The sequence below is a fragment of the Pauljensenia sp. 20925_1_34 genome, from assembly GCF_041432775.1.
In the GTDB taxonomy this organism is placed as follows: Bacteria; Actinomycetota; Actinomycetes; order Actinomycetales; family Actinomycetaceae; genus Pauljensenia.
The window spans coordinates 136,060-159,887 of the sequence record NZ_JAPWAG010000001.1; the positions used below are offsets into that span (position 1 = coordinate 136,060).

General features: G+C 64.2%; 15 protein-coding genes. 5 read left to right on the top strand and 10 right to left on the bottom strand.

Annotation, left to right across the window (positions count from 1 at the left end):
- The first annotated feature begins 20 nt into the window (after nt 1-20).
- Both O3669_RS00640 and O3669_RS00645 read left to right on the top strand, forming a co-directional pair.
- Entirely contained in the window at nt 21-1,886 is a 1,866-nt protein-coding gene (locus O3669_RS00640; RefSeq protein ID WP_371523226.1) for a long-chain fatty acid--CoA ligase, read from the top strand.
- A 44-nt stretch (nt 1,887-1,930) separates the two neighbouring features.
- Nucleotides 1,931-3,856: a long-chain fatty acid--CoA ligase gene (locus O3669_RS00645; protein ID WP_315294426.1), complete on the top strand. Its 1,926-nt coding sequence runs from the start codon at nt 1,931-1,933 to the stop codon at nt 3,854-3,856.
- A 1,194-nt stretch (nt 3,857-5,050) separates the two neighbouring features.
- Here O3669_RS00645 and O3669_RS00650 read toward each other — a convergent pair.
- Both O3669_RS00650 and uvrA read right to left on the bottom strand, forming a co-directional pair.
- Entirely contained in the window at nt 5,051-5,545 is a 495-nt protein-coding gene (locus tag O3669_RS00650; RefSeq protein WP_371523228.1) for a polysaccharide transporter, read from the bottom strand.
- Nucleotides 5,546-5,556: 11 nt separating this feature from the next.
- Nucleotides 5,557-8,421: an excinuclease ABC subunit UvrA gene (uvrA, locus tag O3669_RS00655; protein WP_371523229.1), complete on the bottom strand. Its 2,865-nt coding sequence runs from the start codon at nt 8,419-8,421 to the stop codon at nt 5,557-5,559.
- A gap of 57 nt (nt 8,422-8,478) precedes the next feature.
- Here uvrA and O3669_RS00660 point away from each other — a divergent pair, with 57 nt between their 5' ends.
- Entirely contained in the window at nt 8,479-8,760 is a 282-nt protein-coding gene (locus tag O3669_RS00660; RefSeq protein ID WP_296504301.1) for a YciI family protein, read from the top strand.
- 64 nt (nt 8,761-8,824) lie between these two features.
- Here the strand turns inward: O3669_RS00660 and O3669_RS00665 are convergent, their stop codons facing one another.
- The 5 genes from O3669_RS00665 to coaE form a co-directional block, all read right to left on the bottom strand.
- Nucleotides 8,825-11,212 (bottom strand): cation-translocating P-type ATPase, encoded by a 2,388-nt coding sequence (locus tag O3669_RS00665; RefSeq protein WP_371523231.1) that lies wholly within the window; start codon nt 11,210-11,212, stop codon nt 8,825-8,827.
- Nucleotides 11,202-12,200 (bottom strand): TerC/Alx family metal homeostasis membrane protein, encoded by a 999-nt coding sequence (locus tag O3669_RS00670; protein ID WP_296504295.1) that lies wholly within the window; start codon nt 12,198-12,200, stop codon nt 11,202-11,204. The genes O3669_RS00665 and O3669_RS00670 overlap by 11 nt, the downstream gene beginning before the upstream one ends.
- 40 nt (nt 12,201-12,240) lie before the next feature.
- Nucleotides 12,241-13,242, bottom strand: a complete 1,002-nt coding sequence (locus O3669_RS00675; RefSeq protein WP_371523233.1) for a TerC family protein — start codon at nt 13,240-13,242, stop codon at nt 12,241-12,243.
- A gap of 279 nt (nt 13,243-13,521) precedes the next feature.
- Nucleotides 13,522-15,606 (bottom strand): excinuclease ABC subunit UvrB, encoded by a 2,085-nt coding sequence (gene uvrB, locus O3669_RS00680; RefSeq protein WP_296504292.1) that lies wholly within the window; start codon nt 15,604-15,606, stop codon nt 13,522-13,524.
- A gap of 93 nt (nt 15,607-15,699) precedes the next feature.
- On the bottom strand, nt 15,700-16,296 hold the full coding sequence (gene coaE / locus O3669_RS00685) for a dephospho-CoA kinase (protein ID WP_371523290.1): 597 nt from the start codon (nt 16,294-16,296) through the stop codon (nt 15,700-15,702).
- Nucleotides 16,297-16,471: 175 nt separating this feature from the next.
- On the opposite strand from coaE, the gene brnQ reads away from it, so the two are divergent.
- Nucleotides 16,472-17,821, top strand: a complete 1,350-nt coding sequence (gene brnQ, locus O3669_RS00690; protein WP_371523234.1) for a branched-chain amino acid transport system II carrier protein — start codon at nt 16,472-16,474, stop codon at nt 17,819-17,821.
- 512 nt (nt 17,822-18,333) lie between these two features.
- Here brnQ and rpsA read toward each other — a convergent pair.
- Nucleotides 18,334-19,770 (bottom strand): 30S ribosomal protein S1, encoded by a 1,437-nt coding sequence (rpsA, locus tag O3669_RS00695; RefSeq protein WP_009647770.1) that lies wholly within the window; start codon nt 19,768-19,770, stop codon nt 18,334-18,336.
- A 169-nt stretch (nt 19,771-19,939) separates the two neighbouring features.
- A complete protein-coding gene (polA, locus tag O3669_RS00700; protein WP_371523236.1) occupies nt 19,940-22,669 on the bottom strand; it encodes a DNA polymerase I in 2,730 nt (909 codons plus the stop codon).
- Between polA and O3669_RS00705 the strand changes: the two genes are divergently transcribed.
- Nucleotides 22,668-23,144, top strand: coding sequence for a PaaI family thioesterase (locus O3669_RS00705; RefSeq protein ID WP_295917804.1), 477 nt, complete (start codon nt 22,668-22,670; stop codon nt 23,142-23,144). The genes polA and O3669_RS00705 overlap by 2 nt on opposite strands.
- Before the next feature lie 71 nt (nt 23,145-23,215).
- On the opposite strand, the gene O3669_RS00710 is transcribed toward O3669_RS00705, so the two are convergent.
- Entirely contained in the window at nt 23,216-23,806 is a 591-nt protein-coding gene (locus O3669_RS00710; protein ID WP_009057992.1) for an ANTAR domain-containing response regulator, read from the bottom strand.
- Nucleotides 23,807-23,828: the final 22 nt, after the last annotated feature.

The window sequence follows — 23,828 nt, forward strand, 5'->3', positions numbered from 1 at the left end:
CCGACATCCCGGAGGACACGATGAAGCGCATGCGTGATGGCTCGTACACGATTAAGCCAACTTACAAGGTCGGCGAACACGACATCGTTCCAGACATGCTGGCCAAGCGCGCGCTCCTGCACCCCGACCAGGTGGCGGTCGAGCAGCGCTCCTCCGTCGGTTCCACGCGCTCCCTGACCACTTCTGAGCTCCAGCGTCAGGTCGAGTACACCGCCTGCGGCCTTATCGGCCTGGGCGTGCAGGCCGGTGACGCGGTCGCGATCCTGGCCCCGACCTCGTACGAGTGGCTCCTGCTCGACCTCGCACTCCTGTCCATCGGCGCGATCACCGTCCCGATCTACGAGTCCGACTCTGCGGCCCAGATCGAGCACATCCTCACCGACGCGCACGTGACCCGCGTCTTCACGGCCACCACCCAGCAGGCCGAGCTTGTCCATTCGGTGGCCCCCGAGTACACCGTGTCGGTCGATTCCTTCGACCGCGGCGCCCAGCGCCTGATCGCCCGCGCGGCCACCGGCATCACCATTGAGAACGTCGAGCAGCGCCGCGCGGCCATCTCCTCCTCGGACATCGCCACCATCATCTACACCTCCGGAACGACCGGAAACCCGAAGGGTGTGGCCCTCACACACGCGAACTTCGTGGCCACCGCGGAGGGTGCCCGCCAGGTCCTCGGTGACGTCATCGACTCCCCCGAGACCCGCCTGCTCCTCTTCCTGCCGGTCGCCCACGTGCTCGCGCGCCTCGTCATGCACGTGATCCTGTCGGGCCAGGGCGTCCTCGGCTTCTCCCCCAACATCAAGAACCTGCTGCCAGATATCAAGGCTTTCAAGCCCTCCGTGCTCCTCGTCGTGCCGCGCGTCCTGGAGAAGGTTTACAACGCGGCCTCCTCCAAGGCGGGCGGCGGCATCAAGGGGCGCATGTTCGCGTGGAGCGCCAAGCAGGCCCGCGCCTATTCTCTCGCTTCGGAGAAGACGTTTGGCCCAGGTCCCTTCAAGAAAATCCGCCACGGCATCGCCGACGCGCTCGTCTTGAAGAAGATCCGCTCGATCCTCGGCCCTAACCTGCGCTACATCGTCTCCGGCGGCGCCCCTCTGGCCACCGATCTTGCCCACTTCTACGCGGGCATGGGTATCACGCTGATCCAGGGCTACGGCCTGAGTGAGACGACCGGCCCGATCGCTGTCCAGCACATCGGCAAGAACCCCGTCGGCGGCGTTGGCCTGCCCCTGCCCGGTAACTTCATCAAGATCGCCAAGGACGGCGAAATCCTCGTGCGTGGCCAGTCCGTCATGCCCGGCTACTACCACCTGCCCGAGCAGACCGCCGAGGTTATGCCCGACGGCAAGTGGTTCCACACGGGTGACCTGGGTTCGATCGACCGCAAGGGCCAGCTGACCATCACGGGCCGCAAGAAGGAACTCATCGTGACGGCGGGCGGCAAGAACGTCTCCCCCGAGGTCCTCGAGGATTCTCTGGCCACTCATCCCCTCATCGCCAACGTCATCGTGGTGGGCGACCAGCGCCCCTACGTCGGCGCCCTCTTCACCCTCGACGCCGACATGCTGCCCGACTGGCTGGCCAAGCACGGCCTGCCGCAGTGCTCGCCCACCGAGGCCGCCGAGCTGCCGGCGGTCCGCGAGTCCCTAGAGAAGGCCGTTGAGCGCGCCAACAAGGCCGTCTCCCGCGCCGAATCGATCCGCAAGTTCCGCATCATCGACGCTACCTTCACCGTTGAAAACGGCTACGTCACACCGTCGATGAAGCTGCGCCGCCGCAAGGTGCTGGCCGACTACGCCTACGAGGTCGACGCCCTCTACGGCGGCCCAGTCTCCGCGCAGCCTGCGAAGAAGCGTGGCTTCTTCGCTCGCTTCACAAAGAACTGATCCCCCACACAAGCGGCATACATTCACCCCACGAAAGGACCGCAATGACGGTACGTAGGCTCGCCGATGGCTCATGGGAGTCGATTGCGACGCGAGAAGCCACCGAGGATATGAACCTCCCGAAGATGCTGCACCAGCGCGTGGAGCGCCACCCCGGCCAGTTCGCGATCGAGCGTCGCTCGAACGTGGGTGCCTGGCGCAAGGTGACGATGGAGAGCTTCCTGGCGGAAGTGGATTCCATCGCGCGCGGCCTCATCGGCATCGGCCTCGAGCCGGGTGACCACCTCGCGATTTTGGCTCCCACCTCCTACGAGTGGGCCCTCATTGACGTGGCTACCTTGTCCTGCGGTGCGATCACCGTGCCGATCTACGAGACGGACTCGGCCCAGCAGATCGCGCACATCCTGGCCGACGCAGACGTGCGCATCGTCATCACGGCGACCACGCAGCAGGCCGAGCTGGTGGAGTCCGTGCGCACGGAGGGGGTCCGCTATGTCTTCTCCCTTGATCGGGGTGCCGAGCGTGTCCTGACGAGTGCCGCGCGGGGCGTGAGCGTCGAACAGGTGCGCGCGCGTACCAACGCCGTGACGCTCAGCGACGAGGCGACGATCATCTACACGTCGGGCACGACCGGCATGCCCAAGGGTGTGGTCCTCACGCACGGGAACTTTATTTCACCGATGCTGCAGGCTTACGACTTCCTGCCCGTCCTCATCAACGACCCGAAGTCGCGCTCCCTGCTCTTCCTGCCGGTCGCCCACGTGCTCGCGCGATTCGTCATGTACTGCCTGCTCGCAGGCCAGGGCATCACCGCGTTCTCTCCGGACACCCGCAACCTGGTCGACGACATCGCGACGTTCAAGCCGACGATGCTCCTTGTTGTTCCGCGCGTCATGGAGAAGGTCTACAACGCGGCCGCTGCTAAGGCGGGCGGCGGCATGAAGGGCCGTATGTTCGCGTGGGCCGCCAAGCAGGCGCGTGCCCTGTCCAAGGCCACCGCCTACGTGGATTCTCCTCTGCCCGAGTCGGCGGTCGCCGGACCCGGTCCGGACACGACGCCCATCCCGGATGCCTCGGCAATGCCCTCCCCCGGTCCTTCTGCTGCCCTCAAGCTGCGCGGTCGCATCGCGGATGCCCTTGTTCTGTCGAAGGTACGGGCGATCCTCGGCCCGAACCTGCACACAATCATCTCGGGCGGCGCTCCCCTGGCTCTCGACCTGGCGAACTTCTATCGTGGCCTGGGCATCACCCTCCTGCAGGGCTACGGCCTGTCCGAGACGACCGGTCCGATCTCCGTGGAGACGCCACAGGATTTCCCTCCGGACTCGGTAGGCTTCCCCTGGCCGGGCAACCAGATGATGATCGCCCCTGACGGCGAGCTCCTCGTGCGCGGCATCTCCGTGTCGAAGGGATACCATAACCTGCCCGAGGCCACGGCTGAGGCCTTCGTCGACGGCTGGTTCAAGACGGGTGACCTCGCCTCCATCGACGACCGTGGCCACCTGCGCATCACGGGACGCAAGAAAGAACTCATCGTCACCGCGGGCGGTAAGAACGTGTCCCCCGAGATCCTCGAAGAGTCCCTCTCGACGCACCCACTCATCGCGAACATCATCGTCGTCGGTGACAACCGCCCCTACATCGGCGCGCTCATCGCGCTGGACACGGAGATGCTGCCTGAGTGGCTGGCCACTCACGGTCTGCCCGTCGTGGACGCGGCACAGGCGGCGAACCTGCCCGAGGTGCGTGAGTCCTTGGAGAAGGCAATCGCCCGCGCCAACAAGGCGGTGTCGCGAGCCGAGTCGATCCGCCGTTACCGCATCGTCAATGCGGCCTTCACCGTGGAGAACGGCTACATGACGCCCTCCCTCAAGCTCAAGCGCCGCCGCGTCCTAGCCGACTACGCCGACGAGGTCGATGCCCTGTACGCGTCGGGCGAGGCCGCGAAGACCCAGAAGAACCAGGAGTAGCCCGGCCGCCCGCCCGGGAGCACCCACTGTGCGACTCGGCCCCGGCCTCGTCACTATGAACGAGGTCGGGGCGAATTTTATGGCTAGCCAACTAGCACGAACTGTTCCTATCGTAACGACGGCAGCGGTACGCACGAGGAGTTGGAAGATCCGACCAACTCTCCACGGAATACAATCAGTAAGCTGCTCGACAGCTAGTAATTCCGTCGCCGGTAGACCACAAACGTGAAAATCCAAGCACCTACCATGACCAAAATGAATGCAGTAACCCACTGCATCCCGGGAGTCAGCCGCCAAAACCACAACACCGGAATTGTCACGAGTTGGATACAAGCAACGAGCGCTACACACGAGGACAACAACGGCTCTTTTTCGTACATACAGTAAGCAACGAATCCCATCGACACTGCCGCAACAACCAGGGGCACCCAGAAAGTACTACCCAGTACCGCTGCAACAGATCGTGCCGATAGCGCAACACAAATTACAAGTGTGAAATTTAGCGCGGTACGCCACGTCACGTGCTCTTTCAACAACCTTTCCCAAGGCGAACTCGTACCAACATTGTCGCCCCAATCGACCACCCTGGACGACACACAGTCAGAAGTACTAGTCGAATGAGGGGATGAACTATCCCTGAACGCGCAGACGAGGAACGCAACGAGCAGGAGCACGAAGACTGCGGACCGAGAAATGACATGCGTTCCACTAATGGCGGAGTAACTTTGCGAAATCATGTGACTCTTTCTATGAAGAAAAGAGGCGAACGGATGTTCGCCATCTCTCCCAGAGTACAATTTTCACCAAGAGTCAAGCACCGAAGCTCTCGGCGTGTCACATCTTCACAATCACTTTCAGCATGAGCCGCATCACGTTCTATATCCACAGTTAACACCTTTGACACTCCTGAATCGGACTACATCAAATAAGCGCCAGTCCGAGTCGGACTCGGCATATTTTCGTTACGATCTAAGAAGTTAAAAGACTTAGGATGGTGCCACAAACAGAACTTTAGACTTTTGACAGCATGTGAACATGACATCAACTGCATGACTACATCCACATTAGACACCACCGCCTCACTACTGCTAGCTGCTCACCACATACAAAGAAACTACAAGTTTTTATGGGGAAAGATCGGCCCCGACCTCGTTCATCGACGAGGTCGGGGCCGAGTCGCGCGCGAGGACTCCCCTAGTCGGCGGTGTTGCGTCCCACGACGAAGGCACCGAACAACGCGAGAAGGACCGCCACGCCCATGACGGGCAGCGGAATCCAGAACAGCGTGCGCCGGGTAATCTCCAGAGCGGCCGAGACGAGAATACCGACAAGCAGGAGGGTGTGGAAGGCGCGAGACCACAGGAAGCCATCGCCGTCGCCGCTCCACAGCATAAACAGCGACATGATCACGCATACAGCGACGACCGCATAGATCGCGATGACCGTGCCCAGCTGCCACACGTGACGGGCCTCCGCCTGGCCGAGCACACACAGGCTCAGGTTGCCCAGGCCAGCGACAAACCCGCAAGACAAGCCGTAGACGCGGCTGCGCCCAGCCGAGCGGGCCGCGAGCGCCTTAAGCGTGAGAGAGCCGGCCACGACCATGAGGGCAATCACCAGCAAGTGAACCCAGGAGGGCCAGTAGTAGGCGAAGCCGTACAAACCGTAAGCGGGGAGCATGAGGCTCATCCTAGCGGTTCCTACGACTCAGCGGCGTCGCGCGCGGCCTCCTTCGCGAGGACCTCCGCCAGGTACTGGCCCGTGAATGATTCCTCTACGGTTGCAACCTGTTCGGGTGTTCCCTCGGCGACGACCATGCCGCCGCCCGCGCCGCCCTCGGGCCCCATGTCGATGATCCAGTCGGCGCTCTTGATGACGTCCAGGTTGTGCTCGATGACGATGACAGTGTTGCCTTTGTCGGCTAGGGACTGCAGCACGAGGAGGAGCTTGCGGATGTCTTCGGAGTGCAGGCCGGTCGTGGGCTCGTCGAGCACGTAGACCGTGCGTCCGGTCGAGCGCCGCTGCAGCTCGGAAGCAAGCTTGACGCGCTGAGCTTCGCCGCCGGACAGGGTCGTCGCGCTTTGTCCGAGGCGCACGTAACCCAGGCCCACCTCGACAAGCGTGTTGAGGTGACGGGCAATGCGCGAGATCGGCGCGAAGAACTGTGCGGCCTCCGCGATCGGCATGTCGAGCACGTCCGCGACAGTCTTGCCCTTGTACTCGACCTCCAGGGTTTCGCGGTTGTAGCGAGCGCCATGGCAGACCTCGCAGGGGACGTACACGTCGGGCAGGAAGTTCATCTCGATCTTCAGCGTGCCGTCGCCCTTACAGGACTCGCAGCGTCCGCCCTTCACATTGAAGGAGAAGCGTCCCGGACCGTAGCCACGCACCTTTGCCTCCTGTGTTTCGGCAAAAAGCTTGCGGATCTGGTCCCACACGCCCGTGTAGGTCGCCGGATTCGAGCGCGGCGTACGACCGATTGGGCTCTGGTCCACGTGCACGACCTTGTCGAGCTGTTCGATGCCCGTGATCGTGCGGTGGCGGCCGGGCACCATGCGCGCGCCGTTGAGACGCGATGCCAGTGTGCGGTAGAGGATGCCATTCACCAGCGTCGACTTGCCCGAGCCAGACACGCCGGTGACGGCAGTGAGCACGCCGAGCGGGAACGACACATCGATGTTCTTCAGGTTGTTTTCGCGCGCGCCCTTGACCGTGACGACGCGCTTCTTATCGACCGGGCGTCGCGTCGGCGGCAGGAGAATACGGCGTTTGCCCGACAGGTACTGGCCGGTCAGCGACTTGCGGTTCTTCAGCAGTTCGGAAAGCGGCCCCGAGTGAACGACCCAGCCACCCGTCTCACCCGCGCCGGGACCGATATCCACGATCCAGTCGGCCGCCTCCATCGTCTCCTCGTCGTGCTCGACGACGATGAGCGTGTTGCCCAGGTCGCGCAGGCGTTCGAGCGTCGCGATGAGCTTGCGGTTGTCGCGCTGGTGCAGGCCGATCGAAGGCTCGTCCAGAACGTAGAGGACACCGACGAGGCCGGAGCCGATCTGCGTGGCCAGGCGGATACGCTGTGCCTCGCCTCCCGACAGTGTGCCCGCACCGCGAGAGAGCGTCAGGTAGGTCAGGCCCACGTCAACGAGGAAGGCCAGGCGGGCCTCGATCTCGGTGAGGATGGGTGCCGCGATAGCGCGCGCACGCTGCTCGAGTTCGACGGCCGCGAGGAACTCACGCGCCTCCGAGATGGACATGTCGGACAGCTCGGCGATCGACTTATCGCCAATACGCACTGCCAGGACCTCCGGCTTCAGGCGCGCGCCCTCGCACGTCGGGCACGGAATCTCACGCATATAAGAGTCGAGCTTCTCGGACACAGCCGCAGACTCGGTCTCCTCGCGCTTACGCTCAATGTAGTTGACCGCGCCCTCGAAGCCCGTCGTGTAAGAGCGCTCGCGGCCCCAGCGGTTGCGGAACTTGACGGTGACCTCGTAGTCCTTGCCATACAGAACGGCGTTTTTGACCTTCTTGGGCAGGTTCTTCCAGGGCGTGCCCATCGCGAAGCCGAGTTCCTTGGACAGGGATTCGAGGAGCTTCTTGTGGTACTTGAAGTTCGAGTTCCAGGGGATGACAGCACCGTCGGCGAGCGAGAGTTCCTCGTCGGGGACGACCAGCTCAGGGTCCACCTCCTGGCGGAAGCCAAGTCCCGCGCAGTCCGGGCACGCGCCGTAGGGGGCGTTGAAGGAGAAGGTGCGAGGCTCGATCTCGTCGAGGGCCAGAGGGTGGTCATTCGGGCAGGCGCGCTTCTCGGAGAAACGGCGGCGGCGCTCCGGGTCGTTCTCGTCCAGGTCGACGCAATCGATGACGACGAGGCCATCGGACAGGCGCAACGCGGTCTCGACCGAATCGGTGAGGCGCTGGCGCATGCCCTCGCGGACGACAAGGCGGTCGATAACGACCTCGATCGTGTGTTTGAGTTTCTTCTCCAGCTTGGGGGCATTCTCGAGACGCACGGCCTCGCCGTCGATGATCGCGCGCGTGTAGCCCTCGGCGCGCAGTTCGTCGATAAGGTCCTGGTACTCGCCCTTGCGGCCGCGCACGACCGGGGAAAGGACCTGGAAGCGCGTGCCCTCGTCCATCGTGCGCACGCGGTCGACGATCTGCTGGGGTGTCTGTGCCTGGATGCGCGCCCCGCACTCGGGGCAGTGCGCGACGCCGGCACGCGCGTAGAGCAGACGCAGGTAGTCGTGGATCTCCGTGATCGTGCCGACCGTCGAGCGCGGGTTGCGTGACGTCGACTTCTGGTCGATGGAGACGGCGGGTGACAAGCCTTCGATGAAGTCAACATCCGGCTTGTCCATCTGGCCGAGGAACTGACGCGCGTAGGAGGACAGGGACTCGACGTAGCGGCGCTGTCCCTCGGCGAAAATCGTGTCAAAGGCGAGGGAGGACTTACCGGATCCGGATAGGCCGGTGAAGACGATCATGGAGTCGCGGGGCAGCTCGAGGTTTACGTCCTTGAGGTTGTGTTCGCGGGCACCCTGGATGATTAGCTTGTCATGCACCCTTTGATCCTATCCGTCCCCTAGGCAAAATCGCGGATCAGGGCTAGTGTTATGCGTATGGCATACTACGCAGTCGAATACGTCTACAACCCCTCCATGACCGAGACGATGGACGAAGTCCGCCCGACCCACCGCGCGTTCCTGTCCGGTTTGCTCGAACAGGGAATCAACGTCGCGTCCGGCCCCCTCGCTGGTGAGGTCCCCGGCGCGCTGATTCTCATCAACGCCGAGAGCCAGGCCGACGTCGAGCAGATCCTCAATCAGGATCCCTTCTACGTCGCCGAGGTCATCCAGGCTCGTCTCATCCGCGAGTGGAATCCCGTCATCCGGGTGTTCTGAGTCGCTTCCATGCACGAGGCCGGGGCGGGTTTTCCCGCACCGGCCTCGTGTCGTATCCACCCAGCTATTGCTCGAGGGAGCGAGCGAATTGTCGGGCGTAAAAGATGCGCTGAGCGACTTCAATGAGCAAGGCAGCACCCGCACCGACGCACAGGATGAGGAACCACTCGTGCGTGGTCGGTGCCACGGTTGAAAAGAAGTGACGAACGGGCGGGATCAACACGCCGCCGACGGTTGCGGACGTGACGGCCACGAGCAGAACCCACTTCCACAGGGACAGCGGTCGCGACGTAATGACCAGCAGCCAGATCGCGCCAAGCATCAGCGAGAGGATCGCCGCCGTCGACTCGCGGTCCTGCGGTCCGTCGGCAATGCCGAAAGCGGTCAGCGCGGCAGCCGCCAGGATGACGCCCGTCGGCATCGCCAGAGACAGCGTGCGCTTGAGGAATCCCGGCACGTAGCGACGCGGGTTGGGCCATAGCGCCAGGAAGAAGGCCGGGATGCCGATCGTCAGGGAGTCGATGTAGCTGAACTGGCGCGGCAGGAACGGGTAGCGCCAGCCGACCAGTGCGGTCACAATCACGAGGACAGCCGCGTAGGTGGTCTTGGCCAGGAACAGCGAGGAGACACGCTCCATGTTCGCGATGATGCGGCGGCCCTCCGACAAAACGCCCGGCAGAACAGAGAACTTTGAGTCAACAAGGACGATCTGCGCAACCGCCTTCGTGGCCTGCGTGCCGTTGCCCATCGCGATACCGAGGTCGGCATCCTTGAGCGCGAGGGCATCGTTCACACCATCGCCCGTCATCGCAACGCAGTGCTCGCGGGCCTGCAGAGCACCGACCATCGCACGCTTCTGCTCGGGCGTCACGCGCCCAAAGACATCATGCTTCTCAATTGCGTCGATGAATGCCTCAGAGGAAAGGTCCTCGGGCAGGTCGCGTGCGTCCATGAGACGGGCGGGCATGCCGTCGGGCGCCGTCAGCCCAGCCTGGGCGGCCAACGCGCCAACCGTTGTCGGGTTGTCGCCCGAAATGACACGCACGTGCACGCCCTGAGAACGGAAGTAGTCGAGCGTCTCAGCCGCGTCTTCGCGCAGATCCTCCTCCAGGACCACAATCGCGGCAACCTCGCGGGCCTCCGGCAGCTCATCGTCCACGACAGTCGAATCTGCGCGGACAAGTGCGACGACGCGGGCTCCGCTACTCGCGAAGCCACCCACCCGCTCCAGCAGAGCCGCGTTTCCAGTCACGGCCTCGTCGATGACGATCTCGGGGGCACCCAGGATCCAGGACTCACAGTCCGTGCCCCACGCGCTCCACTTACGCGCCGACGAGAAGGGAACGTTCCACTGCGCGCGTGCCTGAGCGCCCGCCAGTGCATCCTCGTCGAGGAAAGACCAGATGGCCTGCGCGGTCGCGTTCGTGCGGTCACTCGACGCAGTCGCGAGCGCACGGCGAATGAGTGCCTCGTCGCCCGAGATCACGTCGATCTGGCGCACGCGGATGCCGCCGGTGGTGAGCGTGCCCGTCTTATCCAGGCACAGGCAGTCGACGCGGGCGAGTACCTCGACGGCCGGAAGTTCCTGCACGAGGACCCCGCGCCGGGCCAGCGTCGCCGACCCAATCGCGAAGTTCATCGAAGTCAGGAGGACGAGGCCCTGGGGAATCATGCCGATGACCGAGGCAACCGACAGGACCAAGGCCTCTCGCCAGTCCCCGCCTAAGCCGCCCGCGATGCGATTCTGCGAATAGAACGTCAAGGCAACAATCGGCAGCAGCATGACCGAGACAACCTGCAGAACGCGATTAATCGACACCTGGATCTCGGAGATCGTACGAGTGAAGGCACGCGCCTGCTCGGACAGACCCTGCGCGTAGACGCGCTCGCCGACCGCTGTGGCGATCATGCGTCCCGATCCGGCAACGACGCTCGTGCCAGCCAGGAGCTGATCGCCCTCCTTCTTCTTGACCGGGCGCGACTCGCCCGTCAGCAGCGACTCATCGATCTCGAGGCCTGCCGAGGCCAGCACCGTACCGTCCACGCTCACCTGGTCGCCAAGCGCCAGCTCGATGACGTCATCGAGCACGACGTCGCGAGCAGGGATGACCGACACCTCGCCGTTACGCAGGACGGAGGCTTGCGGTGCATCCACGATTGCAAGAGAATCCAGGGTGCGCTTGGCGCGCAGCTCCGACATGATACCGATAACCGCATTAATGACCATGACACCGCCGAAGATGCCGTCGCGCAGATCGCCGAACAGCAGGACGATGATCGACGCACCCACGATGATCGCGTTGAAGAGCGTGAACACGTTCTCGCGGACGATGGATGCCACCGACCGCGACGTACGGTCCTTGACGCGGTTCACCGCGCCGCGCGACATGCGCTCGAACACCTCGTCGGTGCTCAGACCGCGCTCGTCCACACTCGCCACCTCAGTTACCATGGGCATCCCCCTCATCCATCGCGCTACGAATCAGCGACGCGACAACAGTGACCGCCAACGTCACGACGATGACGCCCAGCGATACCGATACGGAAATCTCCGGTGCCCACTCCACGCCCGATCCCCCGTTGATAAACGGCAGAGTGTTCGCGTGCAACGCCTCAAGAATCAGCTTGACGCCGATAAAACTCAAAATCACGCCGAGGCCGTAGCCCAGGTACACGAGCTTGCTGAGAAGAGCATCCACTAAGAAGAACAGCTGGCGCAAACCCATCAGCGCAAACACGTTGCACGCAAAGACCAGGAATGCCTGCTGCGTGATACCGAAAATCGCGGGAATCGAGTCAAACGCGAACATCAGGTCCGCCGAGCCGAGGGCCAGGACAACGACGAGCATCGGCGTGATGTAGGTGCGCCCGCCGTGGCGGAAGAGCATGCGGTTGCCAATGAAGCCGTCGGTGATCGGGAGAACACGCCGAACCGCGCGGATAAAACCACTCTCGTGGTATTCCTCGTCTTCGTCGCTCCCCCGCGCTGTCTCATAAACCTGGCTGAACGCGGTCCACAGCAGCCAGAGTCCGAAGATGAAGAATACCCACGAGAAACGCGACACCAGCGCGGCTCCAAGGAGGATGAACACGAGACGCAGGAGCAGGGCGATGATAATGCCGAGGAGCAAGGCCTTCTGCTGATTTTCTCGAGGAACGCGGAACGCCTTGAGAATCAGGATGAACACGAAGAGGTTGTCGACGGACAGGGACCACTCCATGGCCCATCCCGCGTAGAACTCCTGAGCGTAGAGCCACCCGTTTGTCAGCCAGATGCCGACGCCGAAAAGCCCGGCGAGTCCGACGTAGAACAGGGTCCATCGAGCGGCCTCGACCGCTGTGGGCGGGTGCGGGTTGCGCGCATGACCGAGGAAATCGATCACGACCAGGCCGATGGCCACAAGAGCGAGGATTCCCCACGCCCACGGGTGAATAACCATAAATACCCCTTAACTATTTGACCGCGGCATCATAGCGCCCTTACGCCGCGCTATCCTCGCCTCCACGCCGGGAGCGTGACACCGCCAGGGAGGCAGCGACCGTGATGAGAATGGTGACCACGATGAAGCCGAGCGAGAAGGCGATGTTCGGCTCGGGAAGCGCAACAATGGGTTGCCCGCCGTTGATGAAGGGCAGCTCGTTCGTGTGCAGCGCGTGGTTGATCAGCTTGAAGCCGATGAAGCCGAGGATCGCTGCGAGTCCGTAGTGCAAGAAAATGATGCGGTCAAGCAGACCATCGATGAGGAAGTAGAGCTGACGCAAGCCGAGCAAGGAGAACGCGTTGGCGGCAAACACCAGGTATGCCTCGTTGGTGAGCGAGTAGATCGCGGGGATCGAGTCGACGGCGAACATGACGTCGGCTGTGCCCACCGCGATGACGCACAGGAGCATCGGAGTGACGTAGGTGCGGCCGCCGTGGCGGTAGAGCATGCGCGAGCCGACGAAGCCGTCGGTGACGGGCACGATCTTAGACACCCATCGCACGATTGACGGCGGGCGGTATTCGTCTTCCTCCTCGTCCTCGCCCACGCCCTCGCGGACCTGATTGATGGCGGTCCACAGCAGCCAGGCTCCGAAGATGTAGAACACCCACGAGAAGTTTTCAATGAGGGCTGCGCCCGCGAGAATGAAGATGAGGCGCAGGATCAGCGCGATCACGATGCCCGCCAGCAGGACTTCCTGCTGATCCTTGCGGGGCACGCGGAAGCTCGAGAGGATGATGACGAAGACGAACAGGTTGTCGATGCTGAGCGCTTTTTCGGTGATATAGCCGCCCAGGTATTCCTGACCGTACTGCGGTCCCCACACGGCCCAGACGATGCCGCCAAAAAGGAGAGCAATCGCGATGTAGGCGACCGACCACCAGGTGGCTTCCTTGAGGGTGGGTTCGTGAGGTGTGCGAACATGACCGACGATATCAACGGCGATCATGGTCAGGACAATGCCAGCCAGGACGATCCAGGCGAGCGCGTGCACGTGCATACGTGGGGCCTCCGGTACGAGTCGGGTACCGGAGGTCTCCTCCCGCCAGGAATCCCTGGCCGGTGGCGCCGGAGGCCTCGCCGCGTGGGCGGGGCCGTCGTGATGACGACGCCACTGTTTGTGGGAGTACTCCCCTCCGCTAACGCCGTCCAGTTTAGTGGGGCGGCTGCGCGCGCGTCCACGCCCGAGCAGTGGCATCGGTCGCTTAGCGCCGCGATTTCTGAGGAACGAGGCAGTGGCTGCCTCGTTGCTCAGCGCGAAGCAGGTGGTCGGCGGGCGTCAGTGGGCGCGCTTCATGGCGCGCAATTCCTTCTTGAGGTCCTCGATTTCGTCGCGCAGGCGCGCGGCAACCTCGAACTGGAGGTGCTGAGCGGCGGTCATCATCTGGGCAGAGAGTTCTTCGATGAGTTCGGCGAGTTCTGCCTCCGCGCGCTGACCAGGATTCGAGACGGCGGGTGCCTTCGCAGCGGCACTGCGGTCGCGTGCGCTCTTCTCCTTGCGGTACCCGCCCTCGAGCAGGGTCTGAGTGTCGACCTGTTCGCGGGCGAGCATATCGGTGACGTCGGAGATCTTCTTGCGCAGGGGCTGCGGGTCGATGCCGTGTTCCTTGTTGTAGGCGATCTGGATCTCGCGGCGACGCATGGTCTCGGAGATGGCCTCGTTCATCGAGTCCGTCATGTTGTCGGCGTACATGTGGACCTCGCCGGACACGTTTCGGGCGGCGCGGCCAATGGTCTGGATGAGCGAGCGGGTGGAGCGCAGGAAGCCTTCCTTATCTGCGTCGAGGATGGACACGAGGGAGACCTCGGGCAGGTCCAAGCCCTCGCGCAGCAGGTTGATGCCGACGAGCACGTCGAAGGTACCCAGGCGCAGCTCGCGTAGCAGCTCGACGCGGCGCAGTGTGTCGACGTCGGAGTGCAGGTATTCGACTTTGACGCCGCGCTCGGCCAGGTAGGTGGTCAGTTCCTCGGCCATCTTCTTGGTGAGGGTGGTGACGAGGACGCGCTCGTCGCGTTCGACGCGCAGGCGCACCTGTTCGAGGAGGTCGTCGATCTGTCCCTCGGTGGGCTTGACGACGACGAGCGGATCGACGAGACCCGTCGGGCGAATAATCTGCTCGACCACCCCGTCGGAGCGCTCGAGCTCGTAGGGGCCGGGGGTCGCGGAGAGGTACACGGTCTGGCCGATGCGCTGGGTGAACTCGTCCCACTTGAGCGGACGGTTGTCCATCGCGGAGGGCAGGCGGAACCCGTAGTCGACGAGGGTGCGCTTGCGCGACATATCGCCCTCGAACATCGCGCCGATCTGTGGGACGGTCACGTGGGACTCGTCGATGATGAGCAGGAAGTCGTCCGGGAAGTAGTCCAGCAGCGTGTGCGGAGGGGTGCCGGGACCGCGCCCGTCGATGTGACGCGAATAGTTTTCCACGCCCGAGCACGACCCGATTTCCTTGAGCATCTCCAGGTCGAAGGTCGTGCGCATGCGCAGGCGCTGCTCCTCGAGGAGTTTGTTCTGGCTTCGGAACCACGCGAGGCGGTCATCAAGCTCTTCTTCGATGGAGGCGATCGCCTTCTTCATGCGTTCCTCGCCGGCCACGTAGTGCGAGGCAGGGAACAGGTAGGTGTGGTCAACCTGGTCGATCACGTCGCCGGTAAGGGGGTGCAGGACCGCCAGGGAGTCGATCTCGTCGCCGAACATCTCGATGCGGATCGCGAGTTCCTCGTACACGGGGATGATTTCGATTGTGTCGCCACGCACGCGGAAGGTGCCGCGCGTGAAGGCCATGTCGTTGCGCACGTACTGCATGGCGACGAAGCGGCGCAGCAGTGCGTCGCGGTCGATGATCATGCCGCGCTCGAGTTCGATCATGCGCGCCACGTATTCCTCGGGGGTGCCGAGGCCGTAGATGCAGGACACGGAGGAGACGACGACCGTGTCGCGCCGCGTGAGCAGCGAGTTGGTGGCGCTGTGGCGCAGCCGCTCGACCTCATCGTTGATCGAGGAATCCTTCTCGATGAAGGTGTCCGTCTGGGGGACGTAGGCCTCAGGCTGGTAGTAGTCGTAGTAGGAGACAAAGTACTCGACGGCGTTGCCCGGCAGCAGCTCGCGGAACTCGGCCGCCAGCTGCGCGGCGAGCGTCTTGTTGGGTTCTAGGACCAGCGCGGGACGTTGCAGCTCCTCGATGAGCCAGGCGGTGGTCGCGCTCTTGCCCGTACCCGTCGCACCCATGAGGACGACGTCCTGCTCGCCGTCGCGAATGCGCGCTGCCAGCTCACGGATCGCCTTGGGCTGGTCACCCGACGGCGTGTAGGGGGAGATGACCTCGAAAGGCTTGTCTTGGCGGATGACGGGGGTTTCGCTCACTCTCCTACGCTACCGCCCGCGCCCTGGCATCGCGCGGAGGACCCGCCCGGGTGCGCGGCCAGCGAAAGCCCGCCTCGGCCTCGTCGATGGCCCCTAGAGGTCTGAGGTCAGCCAACGCTCCCACACCTGCGTGCACACCTGCGCCAGATCGTCCGCGCTTCCGCAGTTATCGATCCACACGTGCGCGATCGCTCGCCTTTGATCAGACGAGGCCTGGGCGCGGATCCGGGCGCGCGCGTCCTCGGGGGGTACTCCCCTGCCCTCCAGGCGCGCGACACGCTCCTCGACGGGGGCATCGACGATGACGACGGCGTCAAAACGGTCAGCGTAGTCGCCCTCGACGAGGAGCGGAATGTCGTAGACGGCAAGCGATCCTGCGGGGGCAGCGTTCAGAATCTCCCAAGCACGACGCTCGATGGCCGGGTGGGTGATCGCGTTGAGAGCAGCGATGCGCTCGTCGGCACCCTCACCGGCGAAGACACGACGCGCGAGGCCCGCCCGGTCGAGGGTCCCGTCCTCACGGATCAGATCATCTCCGAATCGTGCGGCCACCTGCGCGAGCGCGGGCCGACCGAGTTCGAGAATCTCACGGGCAATGACGTCGGCATCGGCGACCAGTGCACCCAGAGACTTGAAGGAAGCGGTCACTGAGGACTTGCCCGAGCCGATTCCGCCACTCACCGCGACCACGCGTGCGGGTCCCCCACTGCGGTGTTGGTGCAGCGGACGGAGCAGCGTCGCGGAGCATCCTCCACAAGAAAACGAAGCGGTCACATCCTCAGGGTATCGCGGCTGCGGTTGCGTATATGTGCCCTCGTGCAAGAATTGGTGCTGTTAAAGCCCCCACACAACACAGTGAGCAGCAGTGACGCAGACAGTCAACGACGATTCCGGCCAGCGTTCGAGTACCGCGGTCCTCATCGCGACCTCCCTGACTCTTTTCTCCATGTTTTTTGGTGCCGGTAACCTTATTTTCCCGCCGATCATGGGCGCGTCGGCTGGCACCAACTTGACCCCCGCGATGATCGGTTTCCTGATCGGCGGCGTCGCTCTGCCCGTCATCTCGATCATCACGATCGCGCTATCCGGCACCGATATCCGCGATCTTGTCAGCCGCGCCGGAAAGCCCTTCGGGTTCGTTTTCTCGGTCCTGGTCTACCTGTCCATCGGCGCCTTCTACGCCCTCCCGCGAACGGGTGCCGTCTCCTTCTCGACGGCTGTCGCGCCCGTCATCGGCACGAAGTCGGTGCTCGCCTCGGTCATCTTCAACCTGATCTTTTTTGGGATCGCCTTTTACCTGTGTTGGAACCCGACGAACATTATCGACAGCCTCGGGAAGGTCCTGACACCGATCCTCCTTGGCCTGCTCGTTCTGCTTGTATTCCTCTGCCTGGCGTCGCTGCCGGCCTCGCACGACGCGCCCACCGGCGAGTACGTCCACAACCCGCTGGCCGCCGGTCTACTTGAGGGCTACATGACGATGGACTCCATCGCAGCCCTGGCCTTCGGCATCATCGTCGTGACCTCGCTCGGGCATACGGGCGGTGGCATCGGTGCGAAGGTCGTGCATCGGACCTCGATCGCGGCGGTCATTGCGGGTGCGCTCCTGGGCGTCGTCTACGTCGGCCTGGGCCTCATCGGGCATGTCATCCCGAACGCACAGTCTTACACGGATGGTGCCAGCCTCCTGGCCGACGCCGCGCAGTCGACGATGGGGCGTCCGGGGCAGATCGTTTTCGGTCTGATCGTGCTGACCGCATGTATGACAACGGCGGTGGGCCTCATCGCCGCGACCTCGGAGTTCTTTAACCGTCTGCTGCCCGCGATTCCGTACCGCACATGGATAATCCTTTTCACGCTCATCTCCTTCGTGCTGGCCTCCGCGGGACTGTCCTCGGTGCTCACGATCGCGGTACCGATCATCACCTTCCTCTACCCGATCGCTATCACAGTCGTCTTCATTACGATCATGACCCACCCCTTCCGCCTGGCGACCCCCGCGACGTGGACCTTCCGCCTGGGCACCTGGATGGCCGCCGCGTGGTCGGCCGCAACGACGCTCGTGCAGGTGGGCGTCGCCACCGACCAAATCAACTCCGCGCTTACGTGGAGTCCGCTCCAGGCCAACCAGCTTGGTTGGATCCTCCCCACCGTTGTCGCGGCGTTGATCGGCACGTGCGCCGACCTAGTAGCGATGAAACACGCCGCCTCGTGAGTGCCAACAGCAAAGGCCCCGCACGGATTCGTTTCTGTGCGGGGTTCAGTTGTCTTCGCCACTGGGCGCGGCACCACACGAACTGTGTCGGAACCTCTCGTATTCCGCTGTTCGTCGGCTGTGGCGGGGCCGGGCTGTGCTCATCAGACCGCCCGATCGGAGGTCGCTGCGAGGCCTGCGGGACCCGCTGCGATGTCCGTGGGCGGCGGCTGAGTCTAACCGAAACAGGATCAGCGCCGCCTGATCGGAGGCCGCTGCGAGGCCTGCGGGGCCTGGCCGGGCTTCGAGACGACGCGCCGAGCGAAGCTCGCAGCGCGGACGGCGAGCGGGCGGGCCGCCGCCCACGGGCATACCAAGCAGGCCGATACCAACAGGTGCTCCTCGCGGAGGCCGGAGATCTGGCGGCGTCGCAATCAGTCAAAAAGTGGTGGCCCCCAGGAAAACCTGGGGACCACCACTCATGCGTTCACTCGCGTGAACTGACGAGTTGAAGCTCAGTCAGCAAGACTGATTCAGTTGTTCGTCAGCTTCTCACGCAGAGCGGCCAGGGCCTCGTCGGACGCAAGGGTGCCCTCGTTGTCGACCGGGGTCGAGTAGGAGGCCTGCTCCTCGATGGAGGGAGCCGCGTCGGCGTCCTCTTCGAGAGCCTTGCGGACCTGAGCCTTGTGGGCCTCCCAGCGGGCCTGAGCCTCGGCGTACTGGGCTTCCCAAGCCTCGCGCTGAGCGTCGAAGCCTTCCATCCACTCCTGGGTCTCGGGATCGAAGCCCTCGGGGTACTTGTAGTTGCCGTTCTCGTCGTACTCGGCAGCCATGCCGTAGAGCGAAGGATCGAACTCTTCGGAGTTCGGGTCCACGCCCTCGTTGGCCTGCTTGAGGGACAGGGAGATGCGGCGACGCTCGAGGTCGATGTCGATGACCTTGACGAAGACCTCTTCGCCGACCTTGACGACCTGGTCCGGCAGCTCGACGTGACGCTGAGCCAGCTCGGAGATGTGGACGAGGCCCTCGATGCCGTCCTCGACGCGGACGAACGCGCCGAAGGGGACGAGCTTGGTGACCTTGCCGGGCACAACCTGGCCGATGGCGTGGGTGCGGGCGAAGGCCTGCCACGGATCTTCCTGGGTGGCCTTGAGGGACAGGGAGACGCGCTCGCGATCCATGTCGACGTCGAGAACCTCGACGGTGACTTCCTGGCCAACCTCGACGACCTCGGACGGGTGGTCGATGTGCTTCCAGGACAGCTCGGAGACGTGAACCAGGCCGTCGACACCACCGAGATCGACGAACGCGCCGAAGTTGACGATGGAGGAAACGACGCCGGAGCGCACCTGGCCCTTCTGCAGGGTGTGCAGGAAGTTCGTGCGGACCTCGGACTGAGTCTGCTCGAGCCATGCGCGGCGGGACAGGACCACGTTGTTGCGGTTCTTGTCGAGTTCGATGATCTTCGCTTCGATCTCGCGACCGATGTAGGGGGCGAGGTCGCGGACGCGACGCATCTCGACGAGGGAGGCGGGCAGGAAGCCACGCAGGCCGATGTCGAGGATCAGGCCGCCCTTGACGACCTCGATGACGGTACCGGTAACGACGCCGTCCTCTTCCTTGATCTTTTCGATCTTGCCCCACGCACGCTCGTACTGAGCGCGCTTCTTCGACAGGAGGAGACGGCCTTCCTTGTCTTCCTTCTGGAGGACGAGGGCCTCGATCTGGTCGCCCACGGCGACGACGTCGTCGGGGTTGACGTCGTGCTTGATGGACAGCTCACGAGAGAGGATGACACCCTCGGTCTTGTAGCCGATGTCGAGGAGGACCTCGTCGTGGTCGACCTTGACGACAGTGCCCTCGACGATGTCGCCATCGTTGAAGTACTTGATGGTCTCGTCGATGGCTGCGATCAGGTCTGCTTCCGAACCAATGTCGTTGATAGCGACCTGCGGCGTATTCGTGGTCATGTAGTAGTTTCTCCGAAACGGACTGGATAGTAGATGGACAGTTCCAGTGCGGCAGGATGGATGCGGATGCACCTGTCCCTAGGCACCGTGGTCTATTTTAGCAGCCTTTGACGCATAAATGTGACGAATGTAGCGCTCGTTTCCGTGGTATGCGTCGCCCCTCCGGCTCCTAATGTGCTGCCAGCTGCCAAGACGCACCGATTCCAACAGCGACATCCAGGGGCACGGAGAGCATGACAGGCGACGCCATCTTCTCTCGAACGAGGGCCTCGACGGCCGACTCCTCACCGGGGGCGACCTCAAGGAGGAGTTCGTCGTGAATCTGGACGAGGAGGCGCGAGGCCAGGCCGGCCTCGGACAGGGCGTCGGCGACGTTCATCATGGCGATCTTGACGATGTCCGCGGCGCTGCCCTGGATGGGCGCGTTCAGGGCGGCGCGTTCGGCCATCTCCCGGCGCTGGCGGTTCGAGGAGCGCAGGTCGGGCAGGTAGCGGCGACGCCCGAACATGGTCTGCGTGTAGCCGTCGGCACGGGCCTGGGCGACGAGGCCCTCGAGGTAGTCGCGGACCTTCCCGAAGCGCTCGAAGTAGCGGTCGCGCAGGGCGGCAGCCTCGGGCACGGGAATGCCGAGCTGCGCGGCCAGACCGTAGGAGGACAGTCCGTAGGCGAGGCCGTAGGAGGTGGCCTTGATGCGCGAGCGCTCGTCGCTGCTCACCTCGGCGACGGGCGTCCCAAAGACCATCGATGCCATGGTCCGGTGCAGGTCCTCGCCGGAGTTGAAGGCCTCAATGAGTGCCTCGTCGCCGGACAGGTGGGCCATGAGGCGCATTTCGATCTGGGAGTAGTCGGCGCTCATAAGGGATTCGAAGCCTACTCCGGGAACGAAGGCCCCGCGGATCCTCATGCCGTCGGCGCTGCGCGCGGGAATGTTCTGCAGGTTCGGGTCGGAGGACGCCAGGCGCCCGGTGGCCGCGGCGACCTGGGAGAAGGTCGTGTGGATGCGTCCGTCCGTGGCCACGGTTGCGGACAGGGAGTCGACCATCTGCTTGAGCTTATTGCGGTCACGGTGGGTGAGCAGGAAGCCGAGGAAGTCGTGCCCCGCTCCCCCGCTCGCCTCGGTCTTGGCCCACAGGTCAGCCAGCGCATCGGCGTTGGTCGTGTATCCCGTCTTGGTCTTTTTGGTCTTGGGCAGTCCGAAGTGGTCGAAGAGGATTTCTTGGAGCTGCTTGGGGCTGGAGAGGTTCACCTCGCGCCCGGCTGCCGCCCACGCGCCGTCGCGCGCGGCTTCGACGTCGGCGCCCAGTTCGGCGGACAGGTCGTCGAGGACGCGCGTGTCCGCGGCGATGCCGATGGTTTCCATCTGGGCGAGCAGGCGGGCGAGCGGCATTTCCATGTCGGCAAGGAGCGCGGTTTCGCCGCTCTCGTCCAGCGCCCGACGCAGCTTGTCGGTGAGCGGGTGGAGCGCTGCGGCCAGGCGGCCCGCGCGCACCTGGGCGGCGGTGGGCCCCTCGCCGATCTCTCCCAGGTCGAAGAGGGCGTCGGAGTCGCCCGCCTCTTCCTCGATGGTGACGCCGAGCAGGCGCGAGAGCACATCGTCGAGCTTGTGCGAGCGCTGGTCCGGGTGGACCAGGTACGCCGCGAGCATCGTGTCGAAGCAGACCTGACCGAGACTCCAGCCGCGCCCCGCCAGGGCGTGGCTTGTGCCCTTCGCGTCGTGAACGATCAGGGACGAGGCCTGGGCGAGGACCTGGGACAGGGCCTCCTCCTGCGCGGGGCTGAGCTCGGCGGGGTCTACGACCAGGGCGCGAGCGGGCCCGGCGAGCACAAGGCGTGAGACCTCGCCGCGCGTGGGGCGCAGGTCGCCTTCCACGAGCAGGGCGATGGTGTCGTGGGCGCGGGCCCACGCGGCGATGTCGCAGGCTGCATCTGCCAGGCTCACCTCAACCTGCGCCTGCGGGGCGGGAGCCTCCACAGCCTCGTCAATCGGGCTCTCCCCCATGCCGATGCCGGAGACCTCGCGGACCTTGGAGCGCAGTCGGCCGAACTCAAGGGAGTCAAACAGGCGGTCGATGGCCGCCACATCGGTCGGGCGGCGTGCCAGGTCGGCGGGACCGACCTTCAGGTCCATGTCGGTCAGCAGGTGGTTGAGGCGTCGGTTGCGCACGACGTCGTCCATGTGCTCGCGCAGGGCGGCGCCGCGCTTGCCGCCGATCTCCTCGGCGCGGGCCAAGAGGTTATCCAGGCCGTCGAACTTGTTGATCCACTGAGCGGCCGTCTTGGGGCCAACGCCGGGAACGCCCGGCAGGTTGTCGGAGGTCTCGCCCACGATGGCAGCGATCTCCGGGTAGCGGTGCGGAGGCACCCCGTACTTGGCTTCCACGGCCTCGGGCGTCATCCGGCGCAGATCACCGGGGCCGGTGCCCGGGTACAAGACCGTCACGTTGTCCGTCACCGTCTGGAAGGAGTCGCGATCCCCCGACACGACCAACACGGTCGAGCCTTCGTGGCCGGCGCGGTAGGCCAGCGTCGCCAAAATGTCGTCAGCCTCAAAGCCCTCGCGTGACAGGGACACGATGCCCATCGCGTCCAAGACCTCGCGGATCAGCTCGACCTGCCCCTTGAACTCCTCGGGGGTTGCGTCGCGCGTGCCCTTGTACTCGGGATACTCCTCGGTCCTAAACGAGTGCCTCGACACATCGAAGGCGACCGCGATATGCGTCGGGCGCTCCGTCTCCAGCAGTCGCGTCAGCATTGACACGAAGCCGTAAACCGCGTTCGTATGCTGGCCCGTTGCCGTGACGAAGTTGTCCGGGGGAAGCGCATAGAACGCACGAAATGCCATCGAATGGCCGTCAATAATCAGCACAGTGTCACTCACACATGCCACCCTAGATGCCATGACACACGATCACCAGACGAAACACACCCATCCGACCACGCCCGACCCCCTCGCGCGGGGCGGCTGGGTGGGCGCCCACTGGCCCGGCACCCTCATGGAGGCCACCGGCATGGAGGTGCTCGAGCACTCCGCGTCGCGCACCGTCATCTCCATGCCCATCGACGGCAACCGCCAGAGCGCGGGAATCCTCCATGGCGGCGCATCCGCGGCCCTCGCGGAAACCGCCGCCTCGTTCGCCGCCCAGATCCACGCGCGCGAAACCCACCCCGGCAAGCAGGCCTACGCGGTGGGCACCGAGCTCAACGCCTCGCACATCGCGGCGGGACGCGAAGGCACGATTACGGCCACGGCCACGGCCGTACACCTGGGCCGCTCCTCCACCGTGCACACCGTGGAGATCCGGGACGAGGCCGACCGCCTGATCTCAGTCGCGCGCGTGGCCAACCGCATCCTCGTGCGCTCCACGCACGACTGAGCCGGAGACTTTGGGCACGACAAAGGCGGGGAGAGTCACCACGACTCTCCCCGCCTCGTCTCAGCTAGTGATCAGTCATCAACCTGGTTGATGACCGCGTCGGCGACCTCGCGCATGGACAGGCGACGGTCCATGGACGTCTTCTGAATCCAGCGGAAGGCCTCCGGCTCGCTCATGCCCATGTTCTTCATGAGCAGGCCCTTGGCGCGGTCCACGCGCTTGCGGGTCTCGAAGCGATCCGTCAGGTCAGCGATCTGATCCTCCAGCGACTCGATCTCCGCGTGACGCGACAGCGCGATCTCGACGGCAGGGATCAGGTCCGAGGGGCTAAAGGGCTTAACGACGTAGGCCATCGCGCCGGCGTCGCGGGCGCGCTCGACCAGCTCCGTCTGGGAGAACGCCGTCAGCATGACGACCGCGCAGGACAGCTCCTGCAGAATCTTCTCGGCCGCCGTGATGCCGTCCATCTTCGGCATCTTGACGTCCATCACACAAAGGTCGGGCTCAAGCTCCAGTGCCAGCTCGACAGCTTCCTCACCGTCGGCGGCTTCGCCGACGACTTCGAACCCCGCTTGGGTCAGCGTCTCAACGATATCGAGACGGATCAGCCCCTCATCCTCGGCCACGAGGACGCGACGCGGTTCAGCCTGCTCTTCACTCATTGTCATATTCCTCAGTTTGATC

Coding starts and splice junctions, on each gene's coding strand:
- O3669_RS00640 (WP_371523226.1), top strand. CDS start 21: ATGAAGCGCATGCGTGATGGCTCGTACACGATTAAGCCAACTTACAAG.
- O3669_RS00660 (WP_296504301.1), top strand. CDS start 8,479: ATGGCATACTACGCAGTCGAATACGTCTACAACCCCTCCATGACCGAG.
- O3669_RS00710 (WP_009057992.1), bottom strand. CDS start 23,806: ATGAGTGAAGAGCAGGCTGAACCGCGTCGCGTCCTCGTGGCCGAGGAT.
- O3669_RS00705 (WP_295917804.1), top strand. CDS start 22,668: ATGACACACGATCACCAGACGAAACACACCCATCCGACCACGCCCGAC.
- O3669_RS00665 (WP_371523231.1), bottom strand. CDS start 11,212: ATGGTAACTGAGGTGGCGAGTGTGGACGAGCGCGGTCTGAGCACCGAC.
- polA (WP_371523236.1), bottom strand. CDS start 22,669: ATGGCATCTAGGGTGGCATGTGTGAGTGACACTGTGCTGATTATTGAC.
- O3669_RS00675 (WP_371523233.1), bottom strand. CDS start 13,242: ATGCACGTGCACGCGCTCGCCTGGATCGTCCTGGCTGGCATTGTCCTG.
- O3669_RS00645 (WP_315294426.1), top strand. CDS start 1,931: ATGACGGTACGTAGGCTCGCCGATGGCTCATGGGAGTCGATTGCGACG.
- O3669_RS00650 (WP_371523228.1), bottom strand. CDS start 5,545: ATGAGCCTCATGCTCCCCGCTTACGGTTTGTACGGCTTCGCCTACTAC.
- O3669_RS00670 (WP_296504295.1), bottom strand. CDS start 12,200: ATGGTTATTCACCCGTGGGCGTGGGGAATCCTCGCTCTTGTGGCCATC.
- rpsA (WP_009647770.1), bottom strand. CDS start 19,770: ATGACCACGAATACGCCGCAGGTCGCTATCAACGACATTGGTTCGGAA.